At 44.6% G+C, this 26,094-nt stretch carries 24 protein-coding genes; 7 read left to right on the forward strand and 17 right to left on the reverse strand.

Translation table 11 applies throughout. The annotated features are described in order from the left end of the window. Positions 1–305 precede the first annotated feature (305 nt). The 4 genes from G5B12_RS00005 to G5B12_RS00020 all read right to left on the reverse strand — a co-directional run bounded on the left by G5B12_RS00005 (position 306) and on the right by G5B12_RS00020 (position 4,688). Positions 306–1,577, reverse strand: coding sequence for an MFS transporter (locus tag G5B12_RS00005; RefSeq protein WP_174087516.1), 1,272 nt, complete (start codon positions 1,575–1,577; stop codon positions 306–308). Positions 1,578–2,017: 440 nt separating this feature from the next. Continuing rightward, a complete protein-coding gene (locus G5B12_RS00010) occupies positions 2,018–3,142 on the reverse strand; it encodes a DUF362 domain-containing protein (RefSeq protein WP_174087517.1) in 1,125 nt (374 codons plus the stop codon). Positions 3,143–3,282: 140 nt separating this feature from the next. After that, the gene (locus tag G5B12_RS00015; RefSeq protein WP_059086047.1) at positions 3,283–3,750 is read right to left on the reverse strand and encodes a DUF2284 domain-containing protein; all 468 of its coding nucleotides are present in this window, start codon (positions 3,748–3,750) and stop codon (positions 3,283–3,285) included. A 65-nt stretch (positions 3,751–3,815) separates the two neighbouring features. After that, positions 3,816–4,688, reverse strand: coding sequence for a LysR family transcriptional regulator (locus tag G5B12_RS00020; RefSeq protein WP_021976645.1), 873 nt, complete (start codon positions 4,686–4,688; stop codon positions 3,816–3,818). A gap of 155 nt (positions 4,689–4,843) precedes the next feature. Between G5B12_RS00020 and G5B12_RS00025 the strand changes: the two genes are divergently transcribed. The 3 genes from G5B12_RS00025 to sdaAA are packed head-to-tail and all read left to right on the forward strand — an operon-like array spanning position 4,844 to position 7,628. Further along, positions 4,844–6,064, forward strand: coding sequence for a dicarboxylate/amino acid:cation symporter (locus tag G5B12_RS00025; protein ID WP_174087518.1), 1,221 nt, complete (start codon positions 4,844–4,846; stop codon positions 6,062–6,064). A gap of 5 nt (positions 6,065–6,069) precedes the next feature. Further along, positions 6,070–6,738, forward strand: coding sequence for an L-serine ammonia-lyase, iron-sulfur-dependent subunit beta (gene sdaAB / locus G5B12_RS00030; protein ID WP_174087519.1), 669 nt, complete (start codon positions 6,070–6,072; stop codon positions 6,736–6,738). A 20-nt stretch (positions 6,739–6,758) separates the two neighbouring features. Then, a complete protein-coding gene (gene sdaAA / locus G5B12_RS00035; RefSeq protein WP_021976643.1) occupies positions 6,759–7,628 on the forward strand; it encodes an L-serine ammonia-lyase, iron-sulfur-dependent, subunit alpha in 870 nt (289 codons plus the stop codon). A gap of 144 nt (positions 7,629–7,772) precedes the next feature. Here the strand turns inward: sdaAA and G5B12_RS00040 are convergent, their stop codons facing one another. From G5B12_RS00040 to G5B12_RS00060, 5 genes are all read right to left on the reverse strand, one after another. Then, complete coding sequence (locus G5B12_RS00040) at positions 7,773–8,555, reverse strand: HAD-IIA family hydrolase (RefSeq protein ID WP_118070938.1); 783 nt, start codon at positions 8,553–8,555, stop codon at positions 7,773–7,775. A 78-nt stretch (positions 8,556–8,633) separates the two neighbouring features. Further along, a complete protein-coding gene (locus G5B12_RS00045) occupies positions 8,634–9,428 on the reverse strand; it encodes a GTP pyrophosphokinase (protein WP_174087520.1) in 795 nt (264 codons plus the stop codon). Positions 9,429–9,676: 248 nt separating this feature from the next. Then, the gene (locus G5B12_RS00050; RefSeq protein ID WP_015527276.1) at positions 9,677–10,036 is read right to left on the reverse strand and encodes a P-II family nitrogen regulator; all 360 of its coding nucleotides are present in this window, start codon (positions 10,034–10,036) and stop codon (positions 9,677–9,679) included. Positions 10,037–10,090: 54 nt separating this feature from the next. Next, the gene (locus G5B12_RS00055; RefSeq protein ID WP_174087609.1) at positions 10,091–11,329 is read right to left on the reverse strand and encodes an ammonium transporter; all 1,239 of its coding nucleotides are present in this window, start codon (positions 11,327–11,329) and stop codon (positions 10,091–10,093) included. Positions 11,330–11,580: 251 nt separating this feature from the next. Continuing rightward, entirely contained in the window at positions 11,581–12,306 is a 726-nt protein-coding gene (locus tag G5B12_RS00060) for a TraX family protein (protein ID WP_244096010.1), read from the reverse strand. Positions 12,307–12,649: 343 nt separating this feature from the next. Between G5B12_RS00060 and nudC the strand changes: the two genes are divergently transcribed. Next, the gene (nudC, locus tag G5B12_RS00065) at positions 12,650–13,486 is read left to right on the forward strand and encodes an NAD(+) diphosphatase (RefSeq protein ID WP_118061924.1); all 837 of its coding nucleotides are present in this window, start codon (positions 12,650–12,652) and stop codon (positions 13,484–13,486) included. A gap of 180 nt (positions 13,487–13,666) precedes the next feature. Here nudC and glgP read toward each other — a convergent pair whose 3' ends face one another. Both glgP and G5B12_RS00075 read right to left on the reverse strand, forming a co-directional pair. After that, the gene (glgP, locus tag G5B12_RS00070; protein WP_118061925.1) at positions 13,667–15,934 is read right to left on the reverse strand and encodes a glycogen/starch/alpha-glucan phosphorylase; all 2,268 of its coding nucleotides are present in this window, start codon (positions 15,932–15,934) and stop codon (positions 13,667–13,669) included. Between the two features lie 138 nt (positions 15,935–16,072). After that, positions 16,073–16,993, reverse strand: coding sequence for an AraC family transcriptional regulator (locus G5B12_RS00075; RefSeq protein WP_118061926.1), 921 nt, complete (start codon positions 16,991–16,993; stop codon positions 16,073–16,075). Positions 16,994–17,234: 241 nt separating this feature from the next. On the opposite strand from G5B12_RS00075, the gene G5B12_RS00080 reads away from it, so the two are divergent. Beyond that, complete coding sequence (locus G5B12_RS00080) at positions 17,235–18,449, forward strand: iron-containing alcohol dehydrogenase (RefSeq protein WP_118070941.1); 1,215 nt, start codon at positions 17,235–17,237, stop codon at positions 18,447–18,449. A gap of 143 nt (positions 18,450–18,592) precedes the next feature. Further along, a complete protein-coding gene (locus tag G5B12_RS00085; RefSeq protein WP_118061927.1) occupies positions 18,593–19,972 on the forward strand; it encodes an aldehyde dehydrogenase in 1,380 nt (459 codons plus the stop codon). Between the two features lie 124 nt (positions 19,973–20,096). Here the strand turns inward: G5B12_RS00085 and G5B12_RS00090 are convergent, their stop codons facing one another. The 3 genes from G5B12_RS00090 to G5B12_RS00100 all read right to left on the reverse strand — a co-directional run bounded on the left by G5B12_RS00090 (position 20,097) and on the right by G5B12_RS00100 (position 22,889). After that, the gene (locus G5B12_RS00090; RefSeq protein ID WP_118061932.1) at positions 20,097–20,501 is read right to left on the reverse strand and encodes a hypothetical protein; all 405 of its coding nucleotides are present in this window, start codon (positions 20,499–20,501) and stop codon (positions 20,097–20,099) included. A gap of 124 nt (positions 20,502–20,625) precedes the next feature. Continuing rightward, complete coding sequence (locus G5B12_RS00095) at positions 20,626–22,086, reverse strand: hypothetical protein (RefSeq protein ID WP_174087521.1); 1,461 nt, start codon at positions 22,084–22,086, stop codon at positions 20,626–20,628. A 92-nt stretch (positions 22,087–22,178) separates the two neighbouring features. After that, positions 22,179–22,889, reverse strand: a complete 711-nt coding sequence (locus G5B12_RS00100; protein WP_174087522.1) for a hypothetical protein — start codon at positions 22,887–22,889, stop codon at positions 22,179–22,181. A 351-nt stretch (positions 22,890–23,240) separates the two neighbouring features. Here G5B12_RS00100 and G5B12_RS00105 point away from each other — a divergent pair, with 351 nt between their 5' ends. Further along, positions 23,241–23,687, forward strand: coding sequence for a hypothetical protein (locus G5B12_RS00105; protein ID WP_174087523.1), 447 nt, complete (start codon positions 23,241–23,243; stop codon positions 23,685–23,687). On the opposite strand, the gene G5B12_RS00110 is transcribed toward G5B12_RS00105, so the two are convergent. From G5B12_RS00110 to trpB, 3 genes are all read right to left on the reverse strand, one after another. Then, complete coding sequence (locus G5B12_RS00110; RefSeq protein ID WP_174087524.1) at positions 23,624–23,914, reverse strand: hypothetical protein; 291 nt, start codon at positions 23,912–23,914, stop codon at positions 23,624–23,626. The genes G5B12_RS00105 and G5B12_RS00110 overlap by 64 nt on opposite strands. Positions 23,915–24,143: 229 nt before the next feature. Then, on the reverse strand, positions 24,144–24,917 hold the full coding sequence (gene trpA / locus G5B12_RS00115) for a tryptophan synthase subunit alpha (protein WP_174087525.1): 774 nt from the start codon (positions 24,915–24,917) through the stop codon (positions 24,144–24,146). Continuing rightward, complete coding sequence (trpB, locus tag G5B12_RS00120) at positions 24,910–26,094, reverse strand: tryptophan synthase subunit beta (RefSeq protein ID WP_021977402.1); 1,185 nt, start codon at positions 26,092–26,094, stop codon at positions 24,910–24,912. Before trpB ends, trpA begins: the two co-directional genes overlap by 8 nt.

Consider the following 26,094-nt stretch of genomic DNA (forward strand, 5'->3'; position numbering starts at 1 on the left):
ATAGACGACATTGTTGTTTGATTTATATGTTGTGTTCATATTTGTATTATACTATGGTTCATCAGTTAATACAATTACTATTTTGTCCATCTTCAATTACTTGCATAAACAGTCAAAAACAATATCTGATTTTCTCATCCTTTCGTTATCCTAGCAGAAATATCTGATCCCTGCAACTCAAAAAAAGCCCGGAAGAAATCAGCCACAGGCATTTTATTTCTTCCAGGTTTTTCTATTTTCTGATTCGCAGTCAGCTGTCTTTGATCCGGCAGCTGATACAGCTCTGCATCCAGTTACATTCAGACTTATTCTGCCTGTGGTTTGCTTACCTGTGCTGTATCATTCTTTACTCCGGCAGATTTTTCGGCATGCTCTTTCACAAGGTTCCGTCCAAGCAGAGTCAGGCATACAAATGCGATCACTGCAAAAACAGCTCCGATCCCAAATACCACGTTCATCTCATAACCTTTGCGGCTCACCAGACCGGAGATCGCCGGTGCGCCAAAGGTTGCAAATACAATGCCGAACATGACAAATCCGTAATTCTCCCCGGTGTGCTTCATTCCGAAAATAGAGCTTGTCAGGGACGGAAAGCTTCCCATGATGCCGCCGTAGCAGCCGTACATCAGCACAACAGCAACCGTTACTGCCAGGGATCTTGATACAGCGAGAACTCCCATAGCGATTACTGCCACGATCAGCACTCCTTTGATGCAGACGATCCTTCCCACTTTATCTGCAAGTGTCGGAAGCACCAGTCTTGCTCCCGCATTGACAATGGATCCAAGCATAACGGCGCTGACTGCCACTGCAGACGGAATCCCAAGGTCGATCTGGTGTGTCTGGGATACCGGTGAAACCATAAAATAAGAAATCAGTCCAAAGAACATGGTCGCAAGAAGAAGATAAAAATTTCTTGTACGCATCATCTCTCCGGATGTATACTGCTTCATCTCCGATGTCCCGGGCTTTGCCGCAGAGCCACCTGCGTTCACCAGACTCTTATCGGGTGCCTGAAAAAAGATGCCGCACAGGATCCAGGAAACTGCGATGGCTGCCCCAATGATCAGAAAGGTTTTCTGCACGCCCTCTGCCTCCAGCAGCTTTCGACTCAGCGGCGCCAGGAAAAATCCGCAAAGTCCGTTGGCAGTTACCACAACACCGGAAGCAAATCCGGTACGGTCCGGGAACCATCTCTGCACAGTTGCCAGGATCACCGTGTAGATCATTCCCTGTCCAAATCCCTGCATCACGCCATAAGACAGATACATAGGAAGCGGTGTAGGAACGATCAGAAATGTGGATGCCAGGATTCCTGCCGCAAAGATCCCGCCTCCGATCCATACAATCGTCTTTTCCTTAAAGCGGTTCTGCATCCTTCCGCCTACGATATTTCCGAATACAAAGGTGCTCAGTGCCAGATAAAAGCACATGGATGCCTGTCCCTGGCTCCAGCCTGCCTGCTCCATCACATAGGGCTGGTAAATAGACCATACATGGGGATATCCGGTAAAAAAGATTGCAAAAGCTCCGAATATCATAGTCAGCAGACGCTGTTTTTTCTGTATTACTGTCATAATTTCCTCCTCTGAAAAAGATTTCAGGCCTGCTCTGTATTCTCTGCTCACAGAATGCAGCCTGTTTCTGTACACACGATCTGCACGTTTTCCTGCACATTAGCTCCGCTTATCTTTGATATTTTCGTATTTGCGTGCTATTTTCCTCTATTTGCGTGTTAAATGCGTGTTAATTATGTTGTGTGTATGTTATCACACGCAGTCTGATTATGCAATATAAATTTACAGCTTTTTCTGTTTTCTCGTTTTTGTCTAAATTTTCCTGTTATTTCTTTGTATATTATTCACAATAGCTGTATTTCGAGCACGCATATGCACGCATATGTTTTTTATTTTAGATACCGTCTTTATACGTTTTTTCATTTTATGTTTCTTTATTTACGCAAAAAAGCACGCCATGTAACAGGCGTGCTTTCGTGATTTTATATGATTTCTGTTGCTTATTTGATTATCTTCAGCTCATATTCCCTGGTTCCCAGACCGATCTTTTCTGCCTGATCCAGGGTTGCCTTCCACTCAATATTCGGATTGGAATCCTTAAAGTGGTCATGATGACAGTGCCATCCCGGCTCTGCCAGATGTTCTCCAAGCTGGCTGTTGGCGATCGGTGTTGCCTTCAGGCAGGCATCTGCACAGGCCTGATCCAGTGCAACCGGGTCAAAGCTTGCGAACATTCCGATATCCGGAAGGATCGGCGCATCATTTTCACCATGGCAGTCACAGTTAGGGCTGATATCCTGTACCAGCGCAATATGGAAATGGGGACGTCCGTGACAGACAGCCTGTGCATACTCTGCCATCTTGCGGTCAAGAAGCTCGTTTGCACTGCTATTCGGATTGTATACGGCATCATAGCTGCAGGCCCCGATACAGCGGCCACAGCCTTTGCATTTATCGTAATCGATAACTGCTTTCTTGTTTATATATGTAATCGCATCACTTCCGCACTCTTTCGCACAACGGCGGCAGCCACGACAGACATCTTCATGGATGGCCGGCTTTCCGCTGGCATGCTGCTGCATTTTTCCGGCACGGCTTCCGCATCCCATACCGATATTCTTCAGAGCACCGCCAAAGCCGGTTGTCTCATGTCCCTTGAAATGGCTGAGACTGATAAAAATATCTGCGTCCATGATAGCATGTCCGATCAGGGCAGTTTTGCAGTATTCTCCGTTTACTACCGGAACTTCTACTTCATCGGTTCCTCGAACTCCGTCACCGATGATGATCTGGCATCCGGTTGTGATCGTGTTAAATCCGTTAAGATTTGCACAGTCCAGATGCTCCAGTGCATTCTTTCTGCTTCCCGGATAAAGAGTATTACAATCTGTCAGGAACGGCATTCCGCCCTGCTCCTTACAAAGATCTGCGACTACCTTTGCATAGTTCGGACGAAGGAATGCCATATTTCCAAGCTCTCCGAAATGCATCTTGATGGCTACGAATTTTCCATCCATATCGATATCTTTGATTCCTGCGGCAACGCAGAGTTTTTTCAGTTTGTCCAGCTGGCTGGTTCCCACCGGACAACGAAAATCAGTGAAATAAACTGTTGATTTTTCCATTCTGGTTTTTCTCCTGCTGATTCTTTTTATGTAATTACATTTATTTAAACTCTACACGTTTTTTCTGTTTCTGTCAACGGATACTCGCATTCGTAAAACTCCATCTATTTCTCCCATATTCCTTTACAAAATCCTTCATCTTACCCACGGAAAAGAACCTGGGAAAAATAACGGATCATTCCGTCGCTGGTCCAGCATAGCATTCCTGCAGCGTCTGCCATTTTCTGTGCATCCACACAGTAAGCGGACATGCAGGAATTATGTTTATAAGGCCCCGCACTCATGATCAGAAGATCAGTTATTCCCTCTTCTTTCATCTTCCCTGCCAGCTGTTCTGTCAGTTTGTTATGAGCAAGTTTTGCCTTTTTGTAGTCCATAAGGCCATCCTGCATTGTCTGGAGTATCAGCGTTTTTTCGTATTTCAGCGCATGCTCTTTCATCTCCTCTACAGTGCCGCTCTGTGGTGGACATGCCGGGTTTTTATCATAATTCCCGCAAAGATTGTCCTCGCAGAAAACCCGGTATTCCGGCACAAATACAAGCTGATCGGTACTTATGACCGCTGCGTCGGAAAAACCAAGAGCTTTTGCTTCTTCAATAAGATTCATTTTTTTCTCTCCTGTGTTTTTCTTTTATAGTGCCACATTTTATTTGTTTTTACAAGCTCTGACTTTCACTCTGCCGCCAGACGGATAAACTCCTCCATCTCTCTCGTCTTAAACTTATTTTTATGGTAAAAAATCTGCCGGTACATGGATATCTCCACATCTTCCACATGTAAAAGGGCAATTCTTCCTTTCCGGATATCCCGCTCCACAGCCAGATAGGGAAGAAAGGAAAGTCCGTGGTTCTTTTCCAGCATGCGGATGATAAAAGCGGTATCGCTGATCTCCAGTACCGGTGACAGGGCCTGCTTCTTAAGCGCCAGCTGCTGATCCAGGGCCTGGCGATAATTGGCATTCTTTTCCGTGAGAAAAAAAGGCTCTTCCAGGATATTCTCCATCTTCAGCGTCTTTCCCGCAAACTCCGAATCTGCAGAGGCCACAAATACTACCGGCTCCGCCTTCTCCATGACCTTCACCCAGTTCTGGTCCCACCTTGGGGTATCCAGTATATAAATAAGATCCAGCCCGTTATGCTCCATCATCCGTATCAGCTGCTCCGGTGTATCAATAGTCACCTGCATATTTACTTTCGGGTGAAACTCACGAAATTTGCTGAGAACAGCCGGAAGCTTTGCTGTGCAGAGAGATTCAATCGTCCCGATATGTAATGGATTTTTCAGTTCCGCATCATCATTCATTGACTTTTTTGCTTTATTTACGTCATATAAGATCCGGCTTGCATGCCCCATAAACTCTTTTCCGGACGGAGTAAGCACCACACGCTTTCCGGTTCTGTCAAAAAGTCTTGTTTCCAGCTCATTTTCCAGAAGACGGATCTGGACAGTGATCGCTGACTGAGTGTATCCCAGAACCTCTGCTGCCCTGGAAAAGCTCTGAAGCTGTGCTACATGTACAAACGTCTCCAACTGACGGATTTCCATGATTTTCTCCCTTTTACTATGAAATTTTTTCATCGTGATGATGAAATCTGTGAATTTGCCTTATTTTTATGTCAATGTTACAATACAATCACGAGGACGTCAATCGTATTTTTGTGCAAAATGAATAAATTCATACTTCGGAGGAAAAAATCCAAATGGAAAAGAAAAAAATCAAGATCGGACTTGTGCCGAAGCTGATCATTGCCATCATCGTAGGTATCCTGTTCGGCCAGTTCCTTCCGGAAGGCTTTTGTCGCTTTGTTGTAACCCTTTCCGGATTTTTCAGTACCTTTCTGAAATTTGTCATCCCGCTGATGATCCTTGCCTATGTGACCATGGGTATTGCGGATCTTTCACAGGGTGCAGGGAAGCTTCTCCTGATCACAGTGGCTCTGGCTTATGGCTCCACTCTGATCGCAGGTTCCGCATCCTATCTGGTATCTTCCAACCTGTTCCCGCACTTTATGAGTGAAGGTGCCCTGGACCAGATCGCGGCTACTGCTGACGCATCTCTGACACCGTATTTCAGTATTACCCTGAGTCCGGTCATGGATACCCTTTCCGCAGTTGCCCTTGCCTTTGTGATGGGACTCTGCCTCTCTTCCATGCGTGGAAAAGAGATGGGAAACAGCCTGTACAACGGAATGAGCGATTTTTCCAAGATCATTGACAAAGTTCTTCATACCATCATCATCCCGCTGCTTCCTCTTTACATCTGCGGAACTTTCACAGATATGACTATTTCCGGAAAAACATTTGCCATCTTAAGCATTCTCTGGAAAGTATTCCTCGTTGTGATCATCATGCATCTGATCTGTATTACAATCCAGTTCGTGATCGCAGGTACCGTAAGCAAGAAGAATCCTTTCACCCTGATCAAAAATCAGATTCCGGGATATACCACCGCCCTTGGAACCCAGTCTTCCGCAGCTACCATTCCGGTTAACCTGGAATGTGCCAAAAATGACGGTGTATGTGAGCAGATCCGCAACTTTGTAGTTCCTCTCTGCGCAAACATCCACATGGCAGGTTCCATGATCACCATCACAGCCTGTGCAACAGCTGTCTGTCTTATGAACCAGCTGCCTATCAGCCTCGGAACTGTAGTTCCATTTATCATGACTCTCGGTGTTGCCATGGTTGCATCTCCCGGTGCTCCCGGTGGTTCCATCATGACTGCTCTTCCATTCCTTTACATGGTATTCGGAGCGGAAGCCGGGGATCCGGACGGTGCCATCTGTGCTATCATGGTTGCCCTTTACATTACCCAGGATTCCTTCGGAACTGCCTGCAATGTATCCGGTGACAACGCCATCGGCGTGATCGTTGACACCATTTATAAGAAATTTATTGCAAAAACACCACAGGAGAATTAAGCAAAATGTCTTTTATCAGTGTATTTGACGTTATGGGTCCCAACATGATCGGTCCTTCCAGTTCTCATACCGCAGGGGCTGCACGCATTGCTTTCCTTGCCCAGAAGATGATCACGCCGCCCCTGAAAAAAGTGGAATTCATCCTTTACGGTTCCTTCGCCAGAACATACAAGGGACACGGTACAGACCGTGCCCTCCTTGGCGGGATCATGGGCTTTTCCACAGATGACATGCGTATACGGAATTCTTTTGACATTGCCAGGGAACAGGGGATCGACTTTTCCTTTACTCCAAATGAAACAGAAACCGATGTCCATCCCAACACTGTCGATATCCACATGGTCAATGACCAGGGACAGGAAATGACAGTCCGGGGGGAATCGCTGGGCGGCGGCAAGGTCCGTATTGTGGAGATCAACCACGTGAAAGTGGATTTCACCGGCGAATACAGTGCCATCATCGTGATCCATCAGGATACTCCCGGTGTTGTGGCCTACATCACCAGATGCTTAAGTGAACGTAACATTAACATTGCCTTCATGCGCCTCTTCCGTGAATCCAAAGGAACCACAGCCTATACGATCGTGGAATCCGACGGTCATCTCCCGGAAGATATCGTAGAAAGCATTCACCAGAACACCAACATCCATGATGTCATGGTTGTTCAGATGTAGGGAAAAGGAGGATGTGTTTTATGGATTTCAAAAATGCCAAGGAACTTCTTGCTCTCTGCCAGAAAAAAAAGCTTCCGATTTCCGAAGTAATGCGCCAGCGTGAGATCCTTCTCGGTGAAACCACTGCTGAAATCGTGGACCAGCGCATGGACCGTGTTCTGGAGATCATGAAGGATGCTGCTTTTTCCCCCATCAAAGATCCGGTGATATCTATGGGCGGACTGATCGGCGGTGAAGCCCGAAAGCTCTGCGAATTTCATGACCTGGGAAAAAGCCTGTGCGGAAATGTTCTCGGAAAGGGTATCACCTACGCTATGGCAACCCTTGAGACCAACGCTTCCATGGGACTTATCGTTGCCTCTCCTACTGCCGGCAGTGCCGGGATCGTTCCCGGAATGATGCTTGCACTTCAGGAGGTCTACGGCTTTTCCGATAAAAAAATCCGCCAGGCACTATTTAATGCAGGCGCGATCGGCTATCTTGCCATGCGAAACGCCACAGTTGCCGGTGCTGTTGGCGGATGTCAGGCTGAGGTCGGAATCGCTTCCGCAATGGCTGCTTCTGCTGCTGTGGAACTTCTTGGCGGCACTCCGCTGCAGTGTACCTATGCGGCTTCCACCGTTCTTATGAATATGCTCGGTCTTGTATGTGACCCGGTAGGCGGCCTGGTGGAATATCCCTGCCAGAACCGTAATGCAGCCGGTGTTTCCAATGCCCTTATCGCAGCCGAAATGTCTTTGGCCGGTATCACCCAATTCATCCCTCTGGATGAGATGATCGATGCCATGTATACCGTAGGCAAAAAGCTTCCTGCAGAGCTTCGTGAAACTGCTCTCGGCGGTTGTGCAGCCACACCGTCTGCCTGTGAGAAGTGTCATCTTTGCAGCTGATCAACAGAGTATAACCCATAATAAACAGAGCCCGACTGAAATGACTCAAACAACAAAACGGAGAATTCCCGAACTTCTTTTTCCAGGAATTCTCCGTTTTCTTTTTTATAAATTCTAATTTATAATTTCATGTGTAAATATCTTTTATTTCTCCAGCACCGGGATATCTCCCACTCCATTCAGGATCAGTCTCGGTCTGTATGGGAACTTATCTACAGTTTCTCTTGTGGATACACCGGAAAGTACAAGAACTGTGTCAAGGCCTGTCTCAATACCGGCGATCACATCGGTATCCATACGGTCACCGATCATCACGGCTTCATTGGAATGTACGCCCAGGATACGAAGTCCGGTACGCATCATCAGAGGGTTTGGTTTGCCGACGTAGTATGCCTGTTTGCCTGTAGTAGCTTCGATCGGTGCCACAAAAGCGCGGCAGGCCGGTGCGATTCCGCCCTCGATGGGGCCTGTGATATCTGTGTTGGTTGCGATCAGCTTGGCTCCCTTGTTTACCAGGTTCATGGCACGTAAGATATGTTCATATCCGTATGTGGTAGTCTCACCTACAACCACATAGTCCGGGGAAACATCATCGATAGTGATTCCTGCATCATACAATGCATTGTAAAGGCCATGATCTCCGATCACATAAGCGCTGCACCCAGGTGCCTGGCTCTGCAGGAATTTTGCAGTTGCAAGAGCGCTGGTATAAAAATGCTCTTCCCCGACGTCCAGTCCCATGCGGAGAAGCTTCTCGCGAAGTTCTCTTGGGGAACGGCTGCTTGCATTGGTAAGAAACAGAAAACTCTTGTCTTCTCTCTGAAGCCATTCCACGAATTCCTTTACTCCGTCGAGGAGTTTATTTCCATGGTAGATTACACCATCCATATCACAGATGAAGCCTTTTTTTGATCTTAATGTTTCCATATATTCCTCCTTTTCTGATGCAGTAATTTTACAGTTTTGTCATAAAACAGGCATTCTGATCTCACATTCGCTGATTGTTCAGATTTTTTCAATTTTATTTCGTAGTTCCAGCATTCTATGGTCCAGATTTGCAATTTCTTCTGCATATTTTTTTAATTCTGCTTCAATTTCCGCATTGTCTCTTTTTTTATAATACAACTCATATTCTAACACAGACCAGTAATCCATCGCAATGGTCCGAAGCTGTATTTCCACCAGTTCTTTCTGTTCACCTTCCGCAGAGTAGATAGGTACTTTCACGATCAGATGAAGACTTTTGTAGCCGTTTTTCTTTGGATTTTTAATGTAATCCTTTATCCGGACGATCTCGATATCCTTCTGCATTTCCAGGGATTCTGCAACCTGGTAAAGTTCATCCTCAAAAGGACAGACCACGCGGATGCCGATGAGATCTTTCAGATTTTTCCTGGCAGTCTCAAAATCCGGTTCCAGTCCTTTTTTCAGAAGTTTTGCATAAATACTCTCCGCACTTTTGATCCGGCTGGTGACCTGACTGATCACCGTACGTTTTTTCTGCCCGGAAAGTTCTGCATTGATCATCTTCAGTTTTGCCATAAGGATATCAATGGCTGCCTTGCAGCGGAGACGGTAGTCCGGATCTTTGATGTAGCTTGCAATGGCTGCTGTTTTTTCTGCTGCCAGTCTCTGAATTTCCGGTTCCACGGGATCCGAAACTCTGTCCTGCCCGGTTTTCTGAGCCGGATCATACTTTTGGGGATTTTCCTTCTCCTGTTCCTCTTTGGCCTGTGTGAATCCTTCTTTCATGGATTTCTGTTTTTTACTTATTTTTTTCTTTGATTTCTTTTTTGTCATTTTTGCCTTATCTGTTATTTTCAGTTTTCGTGTACATCTTATATATTATACCGAACACATGATATTTTTCATCAAATCAGCGTAAGGCTATTGTTAAATCTGTGGTAAAAAATCCTCCGAAAAGTCTCAGGATCCTATCTGCTGATATACTCGTGACTTCCCGAAGGATTTTTTCATACATGATTTTATTTTAACCGAATCAGGCAAATAGTGAAGCGGATCGCGAATATCCGCTTGACTAAAACAATTTACAGAAATTCCGACTGCAGCGCATCGTATCCGGTCTCGCCGGTACGGATACGGACAGCATTACGGATCTCATAGCTGAATATCTTGCCATCTCCGGGATCGCCGGTAAAGGCTGCTTTCTGTACGGCATCGATAACTTTGATCTCCCAGTCTTCCGATGATACTACAATTTCAAATTTAATCTTCGGTTTCAAAAATACATCAATCTTGGACCCCCGGACATACTCTGTATAACCACGCTGGGTTCCGCATCCCATGATCTGGGTTACGGTAAAACCGTTTACCTGGATCTCATTTAACGCAGCTTTGACATCTTCCATTTTTTCTTCTCTTACAATTGCTTCTATTTTTATAAGCATACGATTTCCTCCATTTTCACACGATCATTGCCATAAAAAATCTTTCTGTCATGATCAGTCAAATCCATTGAATGACGGATATGCATTTTCTCCATGCTGGGATGCATCCAGACCAACCAGTTCTTCCTTCGGATCTACACGAAGCGGTGTAAAGATCCGCACGATTCCGATACAGATCAGCGTTCCCACAATGGCAACCGCAATGGTGATCACAATACTTAATACCTGTGCCAGAAACAGCCGGTAGTCCCCAAACACCAGGCCATCCCATTTTGCAACGGAATTAATAGAAGATTTTCCAAAAAGTCCCGTGGCGATTCCTCCCCAGATACCACCGATACCATGACAGCCAAAAGCATCCAGCGCATCGTCAATTTTCAGTTTCTGCTTCAGCAGAATTACGGTAAAGTAACAGATCGGACTTACCAGGATTCCAATGATAAAGGATGCCCACACCGGTACAAAACCAGCCCCCGGTGTGATCGCTACCAGACCAATTACAAGACCTGTGGAGGCACCAACCAGTGTGGGTTTTCCCTCACGGATCACCTCGATCAGCATCCATGTCAGAAGTGCACAGGCAGAAGAAATACTGCTGGTCATAAAAGCATGCGCTGCAAGACCGTCTGCTTTCAGTGCACTTCCCGCATTAAAACCAAACCATCCAAACCACAGCATGGCCGACCCAAGAAATACAAAGGGAATGTTATGTGTACGATAGGTTGCCTTTGCATAGCCACGTCTCTGCCCCAGATAAATGGCAAGAACCAGTGCACTGACACCGGAACTGATGTGTACCACATTTCCACCTGCAAAATCCACAGAGCCAATGGCTGCCAGAAATCCGCCGTCTCCCCAGACCATATGTGCCATCGGATAATACACGATCAAAGACCAGATCGCCACAAAGAAAAACAGCGCCTTAAAACGCATTCTTCCAACCACAGCGCCGGTGATCAGTGCCGGTGTGATCATGGCAAACATCATCTGGAACGCTACAAATACCAGATGCGGGATCGTATCTGCATAAGGTCCCGGCTCCCAGCCAACACCATTCAGCGCAAACCATCTCAGGTCTCCGATAATCCCTCCATAGTTTCCGCCAAATGCCAGCGAATATCCAAACAATGTCCACATAACAACGGACAGCCCCATGATCGCCCCACAGGCCATCATGGTATTTACCACATTTTTTCTGCGGACCAGTCCTCCGTAGAAAAACGCAAGCCCAGGTGTCATAAAGAACACAAAGGCTGTACAGATCAGCATAAAGCCAGTATCTCCTGCATTCATCATCCATTTCCTCCTCGATTCCCTCACATTATTTCTGCAACGCAAAAAGCGCCTGGAAACTTAATTTCCAGACGCCTTTGTCATGTCAGTTAGCATAGCAGATAATTTTTCGGTTTTCAAGAGTTTTTTCTCTATTTTTCTGTTTTCTTACAGAATTACTATGTTTTATACGGATATGAGTTTTATTTTCGGCAATCTATCCGGTTATGCATAAGTGAGGCAGATATTCGTTACCTGTTCTCTTATGTATATTACTGTACTATAATCCGTACTATGCTCAGGATCAGAAGATGTGCCGGATAAAAAATATAGAAAAACCATTTCGAAAACTTCGGTGCTTTTTCAGATTTTTTTCCATTGTAGAAGTTCAGGATGATGATTCCCGACGCCACAATTCCTGCTGCAGACAGTAACGCATGTACCATTGCCGGTCCGGCTGCCATTTTTTCCGCATAGGAACCATAATTAAACAGCACAAAAAGTACAGCACCGACTCCATAAGCGGTTATCATTCTCTTCCGGTTCCCCCATCCTGCATAAAACCAGATGGTAAAAACCGGTGCCAGGATCGCCCAGTCCGAAAAAACGGACAGCAAAAGAAGCAGGATCAGCAGAGGAATCCTCCACGGACTTGCCATCATTTTTTCCTGGATCACCAGGAGCATGAAGCAGATAAATAATGTAAAGATCATGTTCAATTGGGAATATCCGAAGGCCATCGTATAAGGAACCTGAGAGATTCCGGCAAAGATCAGAAGTCTTTCGCCATATTTTCTCCGGGAATGGGTATAATAAAATCCCTCCACCAGAAAATAACACATGGTAATGGCTGTAAAATACCCGATATCCACCAGAACTTCCCACAGGATCGTATTTTCCGGCAGAAGCACGTTGGCGATATGGTTCAGAAGCATGGTAAAAATCGCCAGATATTTAATGGCATCCCGGGTCAGGCCCGGCTTTTCTGTTGTTGGCATAATATTCTCCTTCTGTGCAGAAATATATCCGCAGTACACCCGGTATAAAGTCCGTCCGCCTCTTCGCTTATTCTGCACAATGTAATATCTCTATCTTACACTTCCCCTGAACCCCAGGCAACTGATTTATGTGATTTTGCCAGCCCGGATACATTTTTTCCATAATATCTGCCATTCCAGACAGACATTACATTCTCTCTATTGATATTACGAAAATCCTTAAGAAAAGGACGTTGCCTTTTTTGTGATGTAAGCTTATACTGTAGGAAGCATGTTTTATTTTTCATGGCAGCATCATCCGTGAACACTGCCAGACAATGAATTCGGAAAGGAATTATCGATCATGATCCAGGATATCGCACCGCATACCTATCACAATGAATACAAGCCTGTGGCCCCGGATAAAACAAGCCACATCCTCGCCTACGAAGAAGGCAAGATCCTTATGAAAAAAGACGGCGAGACCATGACTCTTCCAAGTTTTGGAGAACTGGAAGGAAAAATTGATCATCTTTATGAGAATTATATCTATCTCTTCTCTGTTGACGAAGAACATTTTTACCTGATCCCGGATCTGGATACCAGTCTTCTTCCCGGATATCAGTTTGAGATCACACGCGTACTCCGCACAGCTGAACCACAGTATCTGGCCTTCGCGGGAATTACCGGATACCAGCTTTTCCAGTGGTACAGCAAACGTCGTTTCTGCGGCTGCTGCGGTAAACCCATGGTACATGACAAGGCGGAGCGCAAGATGATCTGCCCTGCCTGCGGAAACGGAGAATATCCGGTACTTTCTCCGGCTGTGATCGTAGGAGTTACCAACGGCGACAAGCTGATACTCTCCAAATATGAAGGCCGAAACCACACCCGCTACGCCATGATCGCAGGCTTTGCGGAGATTGGTGAGACCATCGAGGAGACCGTTCACCGTGAAGTTATGGAAGAGATCGGCGTAAAGGTCAAAAATCTCCGCTACTACAAGAGCCAGCCATGGTCCTTCTCCGGAACCCTTCTGTTCGGCTTCTACTGCGACCTGGACGGCGATGATACTCTGACTGTAGACCACAGCGAACTTTCCATGGCCTCCTGGTTCAACCGGGAAGATATTCCGGATGAGGGTGACAATATCAGCCTTACCAAGGAAATGATGATGGCGTTTAAGCATGGAAAAGCCTGAATCATCCACTTATCTGATTTCATAAAAAACACCGGTCATTCATCTGTAACATGTCCTGTCCGGGTTGCCAGATCATCTCTGACATCTCAGACCCAGTACATATTTCCGATGAATGCCGGTGTTTTTATTTTCTATTTTTCTATTTTATATACGCGCCGAAGCAATCTGGCTGAGACTGTTTTATTTCTCAGCTGTCAGATGCCAGATATCTCTGTTGTACTCTTCAATAGTTCTGTCTGAAGAGAAGTATCCTGCTTTTCCGATGTTCACAAGCATCTTCTCTGCCCATGCGGTTCTGTCCTCATAATCGGACAGTGCCTGGTCTTTTACTTTCGCATAATCCTCGAAATCAAGAAGTGTCATGAACCAGTCCTTGCTTACGATCTCATGATGCAGTCTTCTTAAATGCTCCTCACTTCCAATAGAAAGAAGCTCGTTTCCTACGATAAAATCTACTGCACGGCGGATGCGCTCATCTTTGTCATAGAAATCTTTTGCACAGTAATCCGCTTTCTCATAGTGCTTGATGACCTGCTCACTGGACTCACCGAAGATATAGATATTCTCCCTGCCTACCAGCTGGCTGATCTCCACGTTTGCACCATCCATGGTTCCCAGTGTTACCGCACCGTTGAGCATAAACTTCATGTTTCCGGTTCCGCTGGCCTCTTTGGATGCAAGAGAAATCTGCTCGGAGATATCGCAGGCCGGGATCAGCTTCTCTGCTGCACTTACGTTGTAGTTTTCCACCATAACAACCTTCATGTATGGAGAAACTTCCGGATCATTGTTGATAAGTTCCTGTAAGCAGAGGATCAGGTGGATAATGTCCTTTGCAATGATGTATGCAGGAGCTGCTTTTGCACCGAAGATAAAGGTTACCGGACGCTGCGGCTTCTCGCCGGCTTTGATCTTCAGGTAGCGGTCGATGATATAAAGTGCATTCAGCTGCTGACGTTTGTACTCATGGAGACGTTTGATCTGGATATCATAAACACTGTGTGTGTTGATCTCCTCGCCTGTATTGGCCTTGATAAATTCTGCACATCTCTTCTTTGCGTCCTGTTTGATCTTCAGGATATTTGCAAGAACATCCTGATTTCCCTTAAATTCAAGCATTTTATCAAGCTCAAAGGAATCTTTGCGGAAGCCGTCGCCGATCATGGATGTGATGTACTCAGTCAGCGGATGGTTACAGTGAAGGAGCCATCTGCGGAAGGTGATTCCATTTGTCTTATTATTAAATTTCTCCGGATAAATCTCATAGAACTGATGAAGCTCTGTCTCCTTCAGGATGTCTGTATGAAGGGATGCAACACCATTGATGGAAAATCCGTAATGGATGTCCATATGTGCCATGTGGACCAGGTCATTCTTGTCGATGATGGCAAGATTTTCCTGCGGGTATTTTGCCTTGATACGCTCATCCAGTTTGCGGATGATCGGCATCAGGTGCGGAACTACTTCCTCAAGATAGGAAACCGGCCATTTCTCAAGTGCCTCTGCAAGGATGGTATGGTTGGTGTAAGCGCATACATGAGATACGATCTCGCAGGCCTCCTCAAACTCAATTCCACGCTCTGTGAGAAGGCGAATCAGCTCCGGAATTACCATACTCGGATGTGTATCGTTGATCTGAATCACTGCGTAATCTGCAAGGTCATGAAGGTTGGAGCCTTTGGCAGTCGCCTCATCCAGGATCAGCTGTGCCGCATTGCTTACCATGAAGTACTGCTGGTAAATACGAAGCTTTCTTCCGGCGTCATCGCTGTCATCCGGATACAGGAACAGAGTCAGGTTGTGAAGAAGATCTTTTTTGTCAAAAGAGATTCCCTCTCCTACAATGCTCTCATCTGCAATATCAATATCAAAGAGACGAAGCTTGATAGCCTTATTCTCATATCCTGCCACATCAATATCATACAGTGTGGATTTCAGCATAAAGCCTTTAAACGGTACGTAATAGGAAACGCCTGCGTCTGTCAGCCAGCTCTCCGGCTCGATCCACGGGTTCGGTGTCTCAAACTGAAGATGATCTTTGAACTCCTGTTTGAAAAGTCCAAGGTGATAATTAAGTCCGATTCCTTCTCCCGGAAGTCCCAGAGTTGCGATGGAATCCAGGAAGCAAGCTGCCAGACGTCCAAGACCGCCGTTTCCAAGAGATGGCTCCGGCTCGATCTCCTCGATCATGGAAAGTTCTTTGCCGTTCTCTTTGAGATATCTTGCGACTTCGTCATAAACACCGAGATTGATCAGGTTGTTGGAGAGAAGTTTTCCGATAAGGAACTCTGCAGAAATATAATAAATCTTCTTTTTTCCTTCCTGATATCCGCGGCCTTTCAGCTGCTCCTTTGTCCAGGAGAGAAGTCCGTGATAGATTTCCTCGTTTGTACAGTCTTTGACATTTTTGTTATATTTGTCTTCGAATACTTTGCTTAATGTTTCCATTTTTGATCTCCTTTCATGGATCTTTATGGGATGAAATGTGTTTTTACAAGGTTGTTTGCTTTGTTTTTGATGGTATTAGGATATCACGCATCAAGATGCAAAAATATAACAATCCTGTCATGATATGCAAGATATTTGTCAGACTGACTGTCCCATGCTCTTTCTGTACTTATGTGGGGAAATCTCATTTGCCTGCTGGAATTTCTTGATAAAATAGCTTGTACTGTTGAATCCCACGTTCATGGCAATCTCTGTCACCGGTGCGTCCGAATGGGTCAGAAGATATTTTGCCTTCTCCATACGGAAATCATTGATGTACTCCACCAGAGTTTTTCCCGTATACTGGCGAAAAAGCTTCATAAAATAATATTCACTGTAATTGGAAAGCCCGGAAAGTTCCGAAACTGTAAGATTTTCCTGATAGTGAAGGCTGATATGATCCAGAACTTCCTTCACTGCCGCAAGGCTTTTATTCTGCTCTGTACTTACCGGAATAATATAATGCCTGGTCAGCATTTCATAAAAGAAATCAAAGAACAGCATTTTCAGCTTCACATAAAAATATGGTTTCTTCTCTGTATGACAGGTATGGATCTCCAAAAAAATTTCCTTAAGCTTCTCATACCCGGAATCTCCTTCTTCTATATGATGGCAGAATTCTGCCCTGTTTTCCATCAGAGGGGATACCACACATTCCTGGCAGATATCTCCCGGCTGCCCGGCCAGAAATCCAAGTCCAAACACCACACTTTTATAATAGAGAGGATTGTTTAAATCTGTCCGCATACTGTGAAGAACCCCGCAGTTTACGATCAGAATATCCCCTTTTTTCAGTCGGATACTCTCCCGGTTCAGTCTGGCAAAACCGCTGCCTTTCTCAATATACATGATCTCCATTTCACTGTGCCAGTGATCATACAGTGCATGAAAGATCTCACAGTTTCCCGTGTACGTTTCCACCGGCAGCTCAAAGGAACCGTGAGGACTTAATTCTTTTAAATTATCATCCACTTCGGATACGTGAAGCGGATTTTTTTCGGATATGTCTGTTCCTGGCATGATTTCCTCCGTGAGTCAAGCGGATATTCGCAATCCGCTTCGCTATTTGGTTAAATTCTGTTTGGCTGCTTTTAGTCTAACGGATATTTTCAGCCATGACAATATTATATTTTCCTGTTTTATTTTTTATGACTGCCAAAAATCCACTTCCACAAACCGGAATCTTGACTTTTCCCATCCCAACTGCTATATATAATGTTTAGAATAAAACAATTTGATTTTAAAAGGAATGAAAACTGCCATGAATCCATTAAAAAAAGCTTACTGCCGTATTTTCCAGAACATCTTTAAATTTGCACTTCCCGTACTTCCTTACCGCAATCCGAAGATCATCGGAAGCGTCAGAGGTATCCCGGAAGTTCTGGAAAAAAGAGGTTATAACAACGTACTGATCATCACAGACACAGGTATCCGAAGCCTTGGCCTTACAGAACGCCTGGAGCAGACTCTGAAACGAAACTGCATTTCCTACCAGATCTATGACAAAACCGTAGCAAATCCCACGACCGTCAATGTGGACGAGGCTCTTCATATGTATCTGGACAACGACTGCCAGGCGATCATCGGCTTTGGCGGCGGTTCCAGCATGGACTGTGCAAAAGCTACCGCAGCCCGCATTGCCAAACCGCACCAGTCTCTGGCACAGATGAAGGGAATCCTGAAGGTCCACAAAAAGCTTCCTCTTCTCATCGCCATCCCCACAACTGCAGGAACCGGAAGTGAGACCACACTTGCAGCCGTGATCACCGATGCAAAGACCCGCCATAAATACGCCATCAACGATTTTCCGCTGATCCCACGGTACGCAGTTCTTGACCCGAAGGTTACCTTAAGCCTTCCGCCGTTTATCACCGCCACTACCGGAATGGACGCTCTCACTCATGCGGTAGAAGCTTATATCGGAAACTCTACCACCCCCGGCACCCGTAAAAACGCTCTGGATGCAGTCCGGCTGATCTTTGAAAATCTGGATACCGCCTACACAGACGGACAGAATATTGAAGCAAGACGGAACATGCTCCGCGCTTCCTATTTTGCAGGCTGTGCTTTCACCAAATCCTATGTCGGATACGTTCACGCAGTTGCCCATTCCCTCGGCGGAAAATATAACGTGCCTCACGGACTTGCCAATGCCGTGATCCTGCCTATGGTGCTGGAAACTTATGGGGACAGCATTACCCATAAACTCCGCAATCTGGCCGTAGCTGCCGGTCTCTGTGACAAAAATGAAGACGATAAAACTGCCTCCCGTATGTTCATTGATGCCGTCAAAGATATGAAAAAGCGTTTTGGCATCGGAGACTATATTCCGGAAATCCAGGAAACCGACATCCCTGAACTTGCCCATTATGCCGACAAAGAAGCCAATCCTCTGTATCCGGTTCCTGTGCTGATGGATGCCAGCGAACTGGAAACCCTGTATTACAGACTGATGCCACCGGCTGGCAGCTGCTGAGTATTTTCATCCGCCATCCGTCGTCTATATCATTCACAACACTACCACTGCTTATGCCTTATTTTATATTCCGAGATATATCCTTTTCAGACAACTTCTGATATTTGGCAAAGCAGGATTTTTCAGAAAGGACCATAAATTCCATGGAAAAAGAACAGATCACCCAGCTTCTGGAAAAACAGCGCCAGTATTTCTACTCCGGCGCAACTTTAAATCTCGATTTCCGTATCAGCGCCCTGAAACGCCTCCGTGCCTCCATCCGAAAACACGAAGCACAGATCCATGCTGCTCTCCGAAAAGACCTGGGAAAAAGCAATTTCGAGAGCTATATGTGTGAAACCGGACTGGTGCTCTCCGAGATCACACATATGTTGAAAAATATCCGCTCTTACGCAAAAGAAGAAACCGTACCAACTCCGCTGGCACAGTTCCACTCCCGCAGTTTCCGCAAACCATCTCCCTATGGCGTCGTTCTCATTATGAGTCCATGGAACTATCCGTTCCTTCTCACCATTGAACCGCTGGTCGATGCCATTGCAGCCGGAAACACCGCCATCCTGAAACCAAGCGCCTACTCTCCGGCAACCAGCGAAGTGATCCGCCTTCTGATCCATGAGTGTTTTGATCCCAGATATGTATCCGTTGTTACAGGCGGCCGCGCGGAAAATACCCACCTTCTCAGCCTGCACTTTGACTACATCTTTTTCACCGGAAGCCAGGCTGTAGGAAAAGAAGTCATGAAAAAAGCCTCCGAATATCTCACCCCGGTCACACTGGAACTTGGAGGAAAAAGTCCCTGCATCGTGGATAAAACTGCTAATCTCCGCCTTGCAGCCAAACGTATCGTATTCGGCAAATTTTTAAACTGCGGCCAGACCTGCGTGGCTCCGGACTATATTTACTGCGACCCGGAGATCAAAGACGCACTGGTTGCAGAACTTCGCCGCCAGATCAGCCGCCAGTACGGCAAAGAACCTCTGAAAAACCGGGATTACGGGAAGATCATCAACGAAAAACATTTCGACCGTATCAACGGCCTGATCGATCCTGCCAAAACCGTCTGCGGTGGCGGTTCCAGCCGTGAAACACTTCAGATCGAACCAACGATCCTTGATAACGTAACTTTCGACGATCCGGTCATGCAGCAGGAGATCTTTGGACCGGTACTTCCGGTCCTCACCTACGAATCTCTGGGAAGCGCGGTAGCAAAGATCAACTCTATGGCTCATCCACTGGCCCTCTACCTCTTCACCAGCAACGAAAAAGCCTCCCGGGAAGTAACTTCCCGCTGCGGTTTCGGCGGCGGCTGTATCAACGATGTCCTCATCCATCTGGCAACCAGCAATATGGGATTCGGCGGCTTCGGTGAAAGCGGCATGGGCTCCTACCACGGCATCGACGGCTTCCGGACATTTTCGCACTATAAGAGCATCGTGGATAAGAAAACCTGGATTGATCTTCCTATGCGGTATCAGAAGTATCGGAAGGTTTATGAGAAGATGGTGAGGATGTTTATGCGGTAGATACAGACAGAGGACGATGATATCTGCATCGTCCTCTTTTTTTCTCCCACCTTTTAGTATTTTTCTGAAGTAACTACAGATTAACCGCTGAGAGAAATGAACCGGGTTTTACTTTTTTTGATCTTCATCCTTCTTTACTCTCACATATCTCATCAAATTCCTCAAGAGATATCGGAGTTTTATCTCTCAGCTCATTTCCATAATGGCTGACTTCCACACCTTTCACTTCTTTTTCCGTATACACAAAAGTCTGTTCTTCCTTAGACCTCCATACTACACTACCCCCATCTTCCAGTTTTCCGATCATATAAAACTGTGCCACCGTCGGATCACTGATCGCGCTCACAGAAATCTCCGTGCTGGACACGATGTTAAAAATATCTCTGACTCCGTAATCATCCGGAAGTTCAACAACTATGCAGTCATCTTCCTTATCTGAAACAACAGTCCCGCTTTTTCCACATCCTGTCATCAGTGTCGCTGTAATACCCAAACATAAAATCCCTGCAAAAATCTGTGTTTTCTTCATATTTTTTTCCTCCCACCTGTTGGTATTTTTTTGAAGTGACTATAGATTACCAGATGAGAGGAACCAGCCGGGTTTTACTTTTTTTGTGTTTTGATTAGAAAAAAATATAACTGACCCGTAATGTTTAGATTAATTCAATTGTTTTTATATTCCCCATGTTAATTGTATCAAAAAGATAGTCACCATTTTCATTAACACATTTCCAACTACGATCCAGCGGGATATCAGAAAACTCTCTCGCTGTTTGAAGTCTGCCTGCCGCAGTTCTCATCAATGCCCCGGCAGTTTCATCCAAAATATAAGCAACTCCATCTTTATAAAAAGTAATAGTTGCATAACCTTTTTCAAATGCGCTGAATATCTTTTCTTCCCTGGTATTATAAACTATAGTTTCCAGATGTGTTCCTTCCTGATTTTCTGATGAGATATTCTGTTCAACTATTAATTTTCCTTCCGAAAAATCATATCTGGTACCTTGAATTGGTTCTCCTATAATATTCCACGATGTGTCAAAAAGCGCTACATAATCTTTTTCATCATTTCCTCTTAAAGGAAGTGCAACGCAGCCATCTTCAAATACCAAATTGTCCGGTAAAGCAGCCATTCTGATTTTTTCAGCATATTCATTATCCATTACTTTAAATTCACCTGACGAAACATTATAAGAAACCAAGTGATCTCCATAGTCCTCCAATATACAATATCCCTCATTTATATAATTATCACTTCCCCAGTTCCATCCTAAATCTCCGGTTATAGCTATTTCATTCAAATTTCCCATTATATCCATTAAAATCATCTTCGATCTATAACCTGTAACATTCGGATCTTCATAATCAAATCCCAAAACCGCTGTATCTTCATAAAAGTAAACATTATCATCCGATGAAGTAGTTTTCTCTACCCATTTGTTGCCCTGTGTACAATAATACATTCGAACCCAGTTTCCATCATTGTTCAGATTTCCATAACTCCATACACCTTTTCCGCAATATGTAATTTCGTTAACAGGGTCTGTACCTTCTATGGAAAATTCTGTAATTTCATTTCCACTTTCATCATATAATTTATATACATATCCTGCACTGTCAAAATTCGAATTATATTCTTCTATCCAAATTTGTCCTCCATCATATGCTTTCGCTTTAATATTATCAGATATATCATATTTATTTATTATGTTTCCATTTAAATCAATCTGATAAACAGCATTTTCTGTTTCTATAAAAGAATATCCATTTGAAAAAGGTGAAATATTTGATATCTCAGATTCATTCACAAAAAAGAGAGCATTACCTTCCTTGTCAATACATGCATAACCCGAACCCAAGTCATCTGCATCTCCCTGTATCCATTCCACACCTTCATTAAATCTGTAATTTATCCTGACATTAAAAGATGTCTCCGCTACGTTTTCTGTATTATTTTCTGTATTAGTTACAGTATTCTCACTCGAACTGCTCTCTGTTGCTGTCTCTTCCTCTCTTTCTCCATTCTTCACATTTCTATTATTTGAGCATCCCGTTATCATAAATGCAGAGCAAATTAAAGTTATTATTATAAAACAATATTTTTTCTTGTGCATTTTCTTTCTCACCTTTCTCCATAAATATCCATCAATACAATAACTGATTTTTAGCATCAATCGTCTATATCATTTTTATTGTTCACAGTCTCTTATCTTTTTCTGCGTCCTAAAAATGTTCCAGCAAAAATAACACCACATACTCCTCCAAGGCCATAAAAAATAGTAGCTCCTCTGCTGAAATCATTCTCTCTTTTTTGATTTCCTCCTAATACTCCACTATGTATAGAATTATATTTTCCATCTACAACATAGCCCGTTGAATACGGTACTCCGTGCTGAGACTCTGCACCATAATCATATGCTTTACCCATAAAAAGGAAAAAAATCACTCCCAACATAGTTAATATTCTTACTACTTTCTTACTCATTTTGCTCTCTCCTTTTATTTCCTTTAAAATAGCCAATGGGACGGAGAAATATGGCTTGAGCACCAGAAAACACCGTCCCATTTCTGTTTTATTTCTCATTCCTTCTCTTTGAAATGCTTCAATAGTCATTCCTTTATATCTGAGGATACCAACATCGCCAGCTGAGAGAATCATCTTATGTGCATTAAGATTTCTAAGTTTTAAACGTTCTCCATTTTCAAATTCAACAACATACCATTCAATCTCTCCAAGGCTGTATATTTTTTCCAAAATTTTAACTCTTCTTGTAATTAAAGGTTTATTATTATCCATTCTTTTCACAAAATGAACCGCTACCCATGCCAAAATTGCCATAGCTATTAATATTCCAAATAAAACTGGAAATAAAGCTATAAGATCATCCATATTATATCTGCTAACTCTAATCGTCATTTTTCCACCTCACACTCTTTCTCTTTAGAAAATATTAATATATTATTTTTATATGCAATCACATGTTCTTCCGATTACCAGATGGGGATCTTATATCAGGATTCGAAAATTTTACAGGCGTTGTGGAATCTTTTCCGCTCCCATCAGGATCTCTGCCAGCCTGTATTCCAGACATTTCCTATTGTCGCAGATGATCTGCCGTCCCTTTTTCAGTTTGTTGCAAACACAAGGGCTTCTGCCGATGTGACAATCTTTATCCAGCCTGAAGCATGTATTTTACCATTTCTGCGAAGAGATCTGCTGAAAGAGATTTTTAATTACAATATTCCCGGAGCAGATGCTGTTATCTCTATGGCAGATGCTTTATTTATCGATAATATGCAGCGGATCAAAGATGAAAAATTCATCATATACTTTACAGAATATGGTATGACACGCTTTCTGCAGGATGGATTATTCGAAGAAATCCCATCCACGTTTTACCATCCTCTGACTGTGAAACAGCGTATCCGTATCCTTCATGAAATCGCTCAGTGCTGTCAGAAGGGTGCTTATCGGATCCTGAAAAAACCTTTGAATCATCTGTCTGAAAATCTTCGAATGGCTCTTTGTGGAAATACGTGTTCCCTTACCTATCAGACAAATGCCGGAGAGCATATGTGCTTTGCGATCACTGAACCGTTTATCCTTCAGATTTTTCAGGATTTCCTGACAAATATGGACCCGGATGTTTATTACACACCGGAAGAATCTGCTGCGATCATTAACCGTATGATCCGGCAATTGGAAGCAAAGTAATATATGAGGAAACAAAAAGAATGCCGGTCCAGAAAAGAAGCGATCACCTGTGAAAAGCCAATGGCCGCCAGGGAACGGACCGAAAGCAGAAATCCGATCTGTCCGTCTCCCATTCCCTTCTGTCTTAAGATCGGTACCAGAAATACCGTAGACGCCGCCCATAAGATCCAGTAAAGGCTGCAGATGATCCCAAACCGCAGATTCAGCCCTGTTTCTTCTTTTTTCATATGTACAAATCCCCCGTTTTACATAATCGGGCAGTGAATATAACACCTCTGTATTCGCTGCCCTTTATAAATATTTTGTATAAATTGTACTATTATTCTCTGTTTTTCACAAGTTTATTGTTATATTTTCCCATCCATGCATTTTTTATCTAACAAAAAAATCTGTTCTACATGATCTCTCAGTAAAACAGATTTTTCTTCAACTATATAAATATCCATAACAGATAAATTATCTTATTGCATCCTTCATCTCTTTCACATACGCCTTCACCTTCGGCACGCTGTCTTTGCCGTAGGCTCCGCAGAGCTTCACAATAGCTGATCCAACAATAGCACCATCGGACTGATCGGCCATTTTTTTTGCCTGCTCCGGAGTGGAAATTCCGAATCCTACTGCACATGGAATGTCTTTCTGGGATTTTACCAGTTTTACCATGGCCCCGATGTCGGTTGTGATGTTGGTTCGCATTCCTGTAACTCCAAGCGAAGATACGCAGTACACAAAACCTTCTGCCTCTTTGGCGATCATGGCAATTCGTTCATGGGAGGTCGGCGCGATCAGGGAGAGCAGATCCAGGCCGTACTGTTTGCAAACAGCGTCGAACTCTTCTTTTTCTTCGAACGGAACATCAGGAAGGATCAGCCCGTCCATTCCAATCTCTGCTGCTTTTTTGATAAAGCGTTCCGTTCCATAAGAAAATACTACGTTGGCATAGGTCATAAACACCATGGGAATTTTTGTATTTTTACGGATTTTTTCTACCATTGCAAAAATTTTATCTGTAGTGACTCCGCCGGACAGTGCCCGGACATTGGCTTCCTGGATCACCGGTCCCTCTGCGGTAGGGTCTGAAAACGGAATTCCAAGCTCAATCAGGTCTGCGCCTGCTTCTTCCATTGCATATACCAGCTGCTCGGTAACCTCCAGTGACGGATCTCCGCAGGTTACAAAAGGAATAAATGCCTTTCCGTTTGCAAAAGCTTCTGTAATTCTCTTATTCATGAATATCCTCCCCTCTGTAGCGGGCGATTGCCGCACAGTCTTTATCTCCACGTCCTGAAATGGTAACTACCATGATCTTGTCTTTTCCAAGTGTTGGTGCGATCTTTTTCGCATAGGCTACTGCATGAGCACTTTCAATTGCCGGAATAATTCCTTCTGTTCTGGAAAGATACTCAAATGCATCTACTGCCTCATCATCGGTTACCGGCACATATTCTGCTCTTCCGATGTCATAAAGGTGTGCATGCTCCGGTCCTACGCCCGGGTAATCCAGACCTGCGGAGATGGAGTATACCGGTGCGATCTGTCCGTACTCATCCTGGCAGAAATAGGATTTCATACCATGGAAGATTCCCAGACGGCCGGTTGCGATGGTTGCTGCAGTCTCTGCAGTATTCACACCGCGGCCTGCTGCCTCACATCCGATCAGACGGACATCTTTGTCATCAATAAAATTATAAAAAGTTCCGATGGCATTGGAGCCGCCGCCTACGCAGGCCAGGACAACATCCGGAAGTCTGCCCTCTTTTTCCAGCATCTGCTCTTTGATCTCCTTGGAAATAACTGCCTGGAAATCACGGACAATAGTCGGGAACGGGTGGGGTCCCATAACAGATCCCAGTACATAGTGGGTGTCTGCGATACGGTTTGTCCACTCACGCATAGTCTCGGAAACGGCATCTTTTAAAGTTGCGGTTCCGCTTGTGACTGCATGGACTTTCGCTCCGAGGAGACGCATTTTGTATACATTCAGGGCCTGACGCTCGGTATCCTCTTTTCCCATGAAGACTTCACATTCCATGCCCATCAGCGCTGCTGCGGTTGCAGTTGCCACGCCGTGCTGACCTGCACCGGTCTCTGCAATGACACGGGTCTTTCCCATTTTTTTTGCCAGAAGCACCTGACCTAATACATTATTGATCTTGTGTGCACCTGTGTGGTTCAGATCCTCACGTTTCAGATAGATTTTGGCTCCGCCCAGATCTTCGGTCATGTGTGCCGCATAGTAAAGACGGGAAGGTCTTCCTGCGTATTCATTGAGAAGCTCTGTGAGCTCGCGGTTGAATTCCGGGTCGTTTTTGTAATGGTTGTACGCTTCCTCAAGCTCCAGAACGGCGTTCATCAGTGTTTCCGGGATGTACTGTCCGCCATGGATGCCGAATCTTCCTTTTGACAT

Origin of the sequence: Blautia sp. MSK.20.85 (genome assembly GCF_013317245.1) — a bacterium.
In the GTDB taxonomy this organism is placed as follows: Bacteria; Bacillota; Clostridia; order Lachnospirales; family Lachnospiraceae; genus Blautia_A.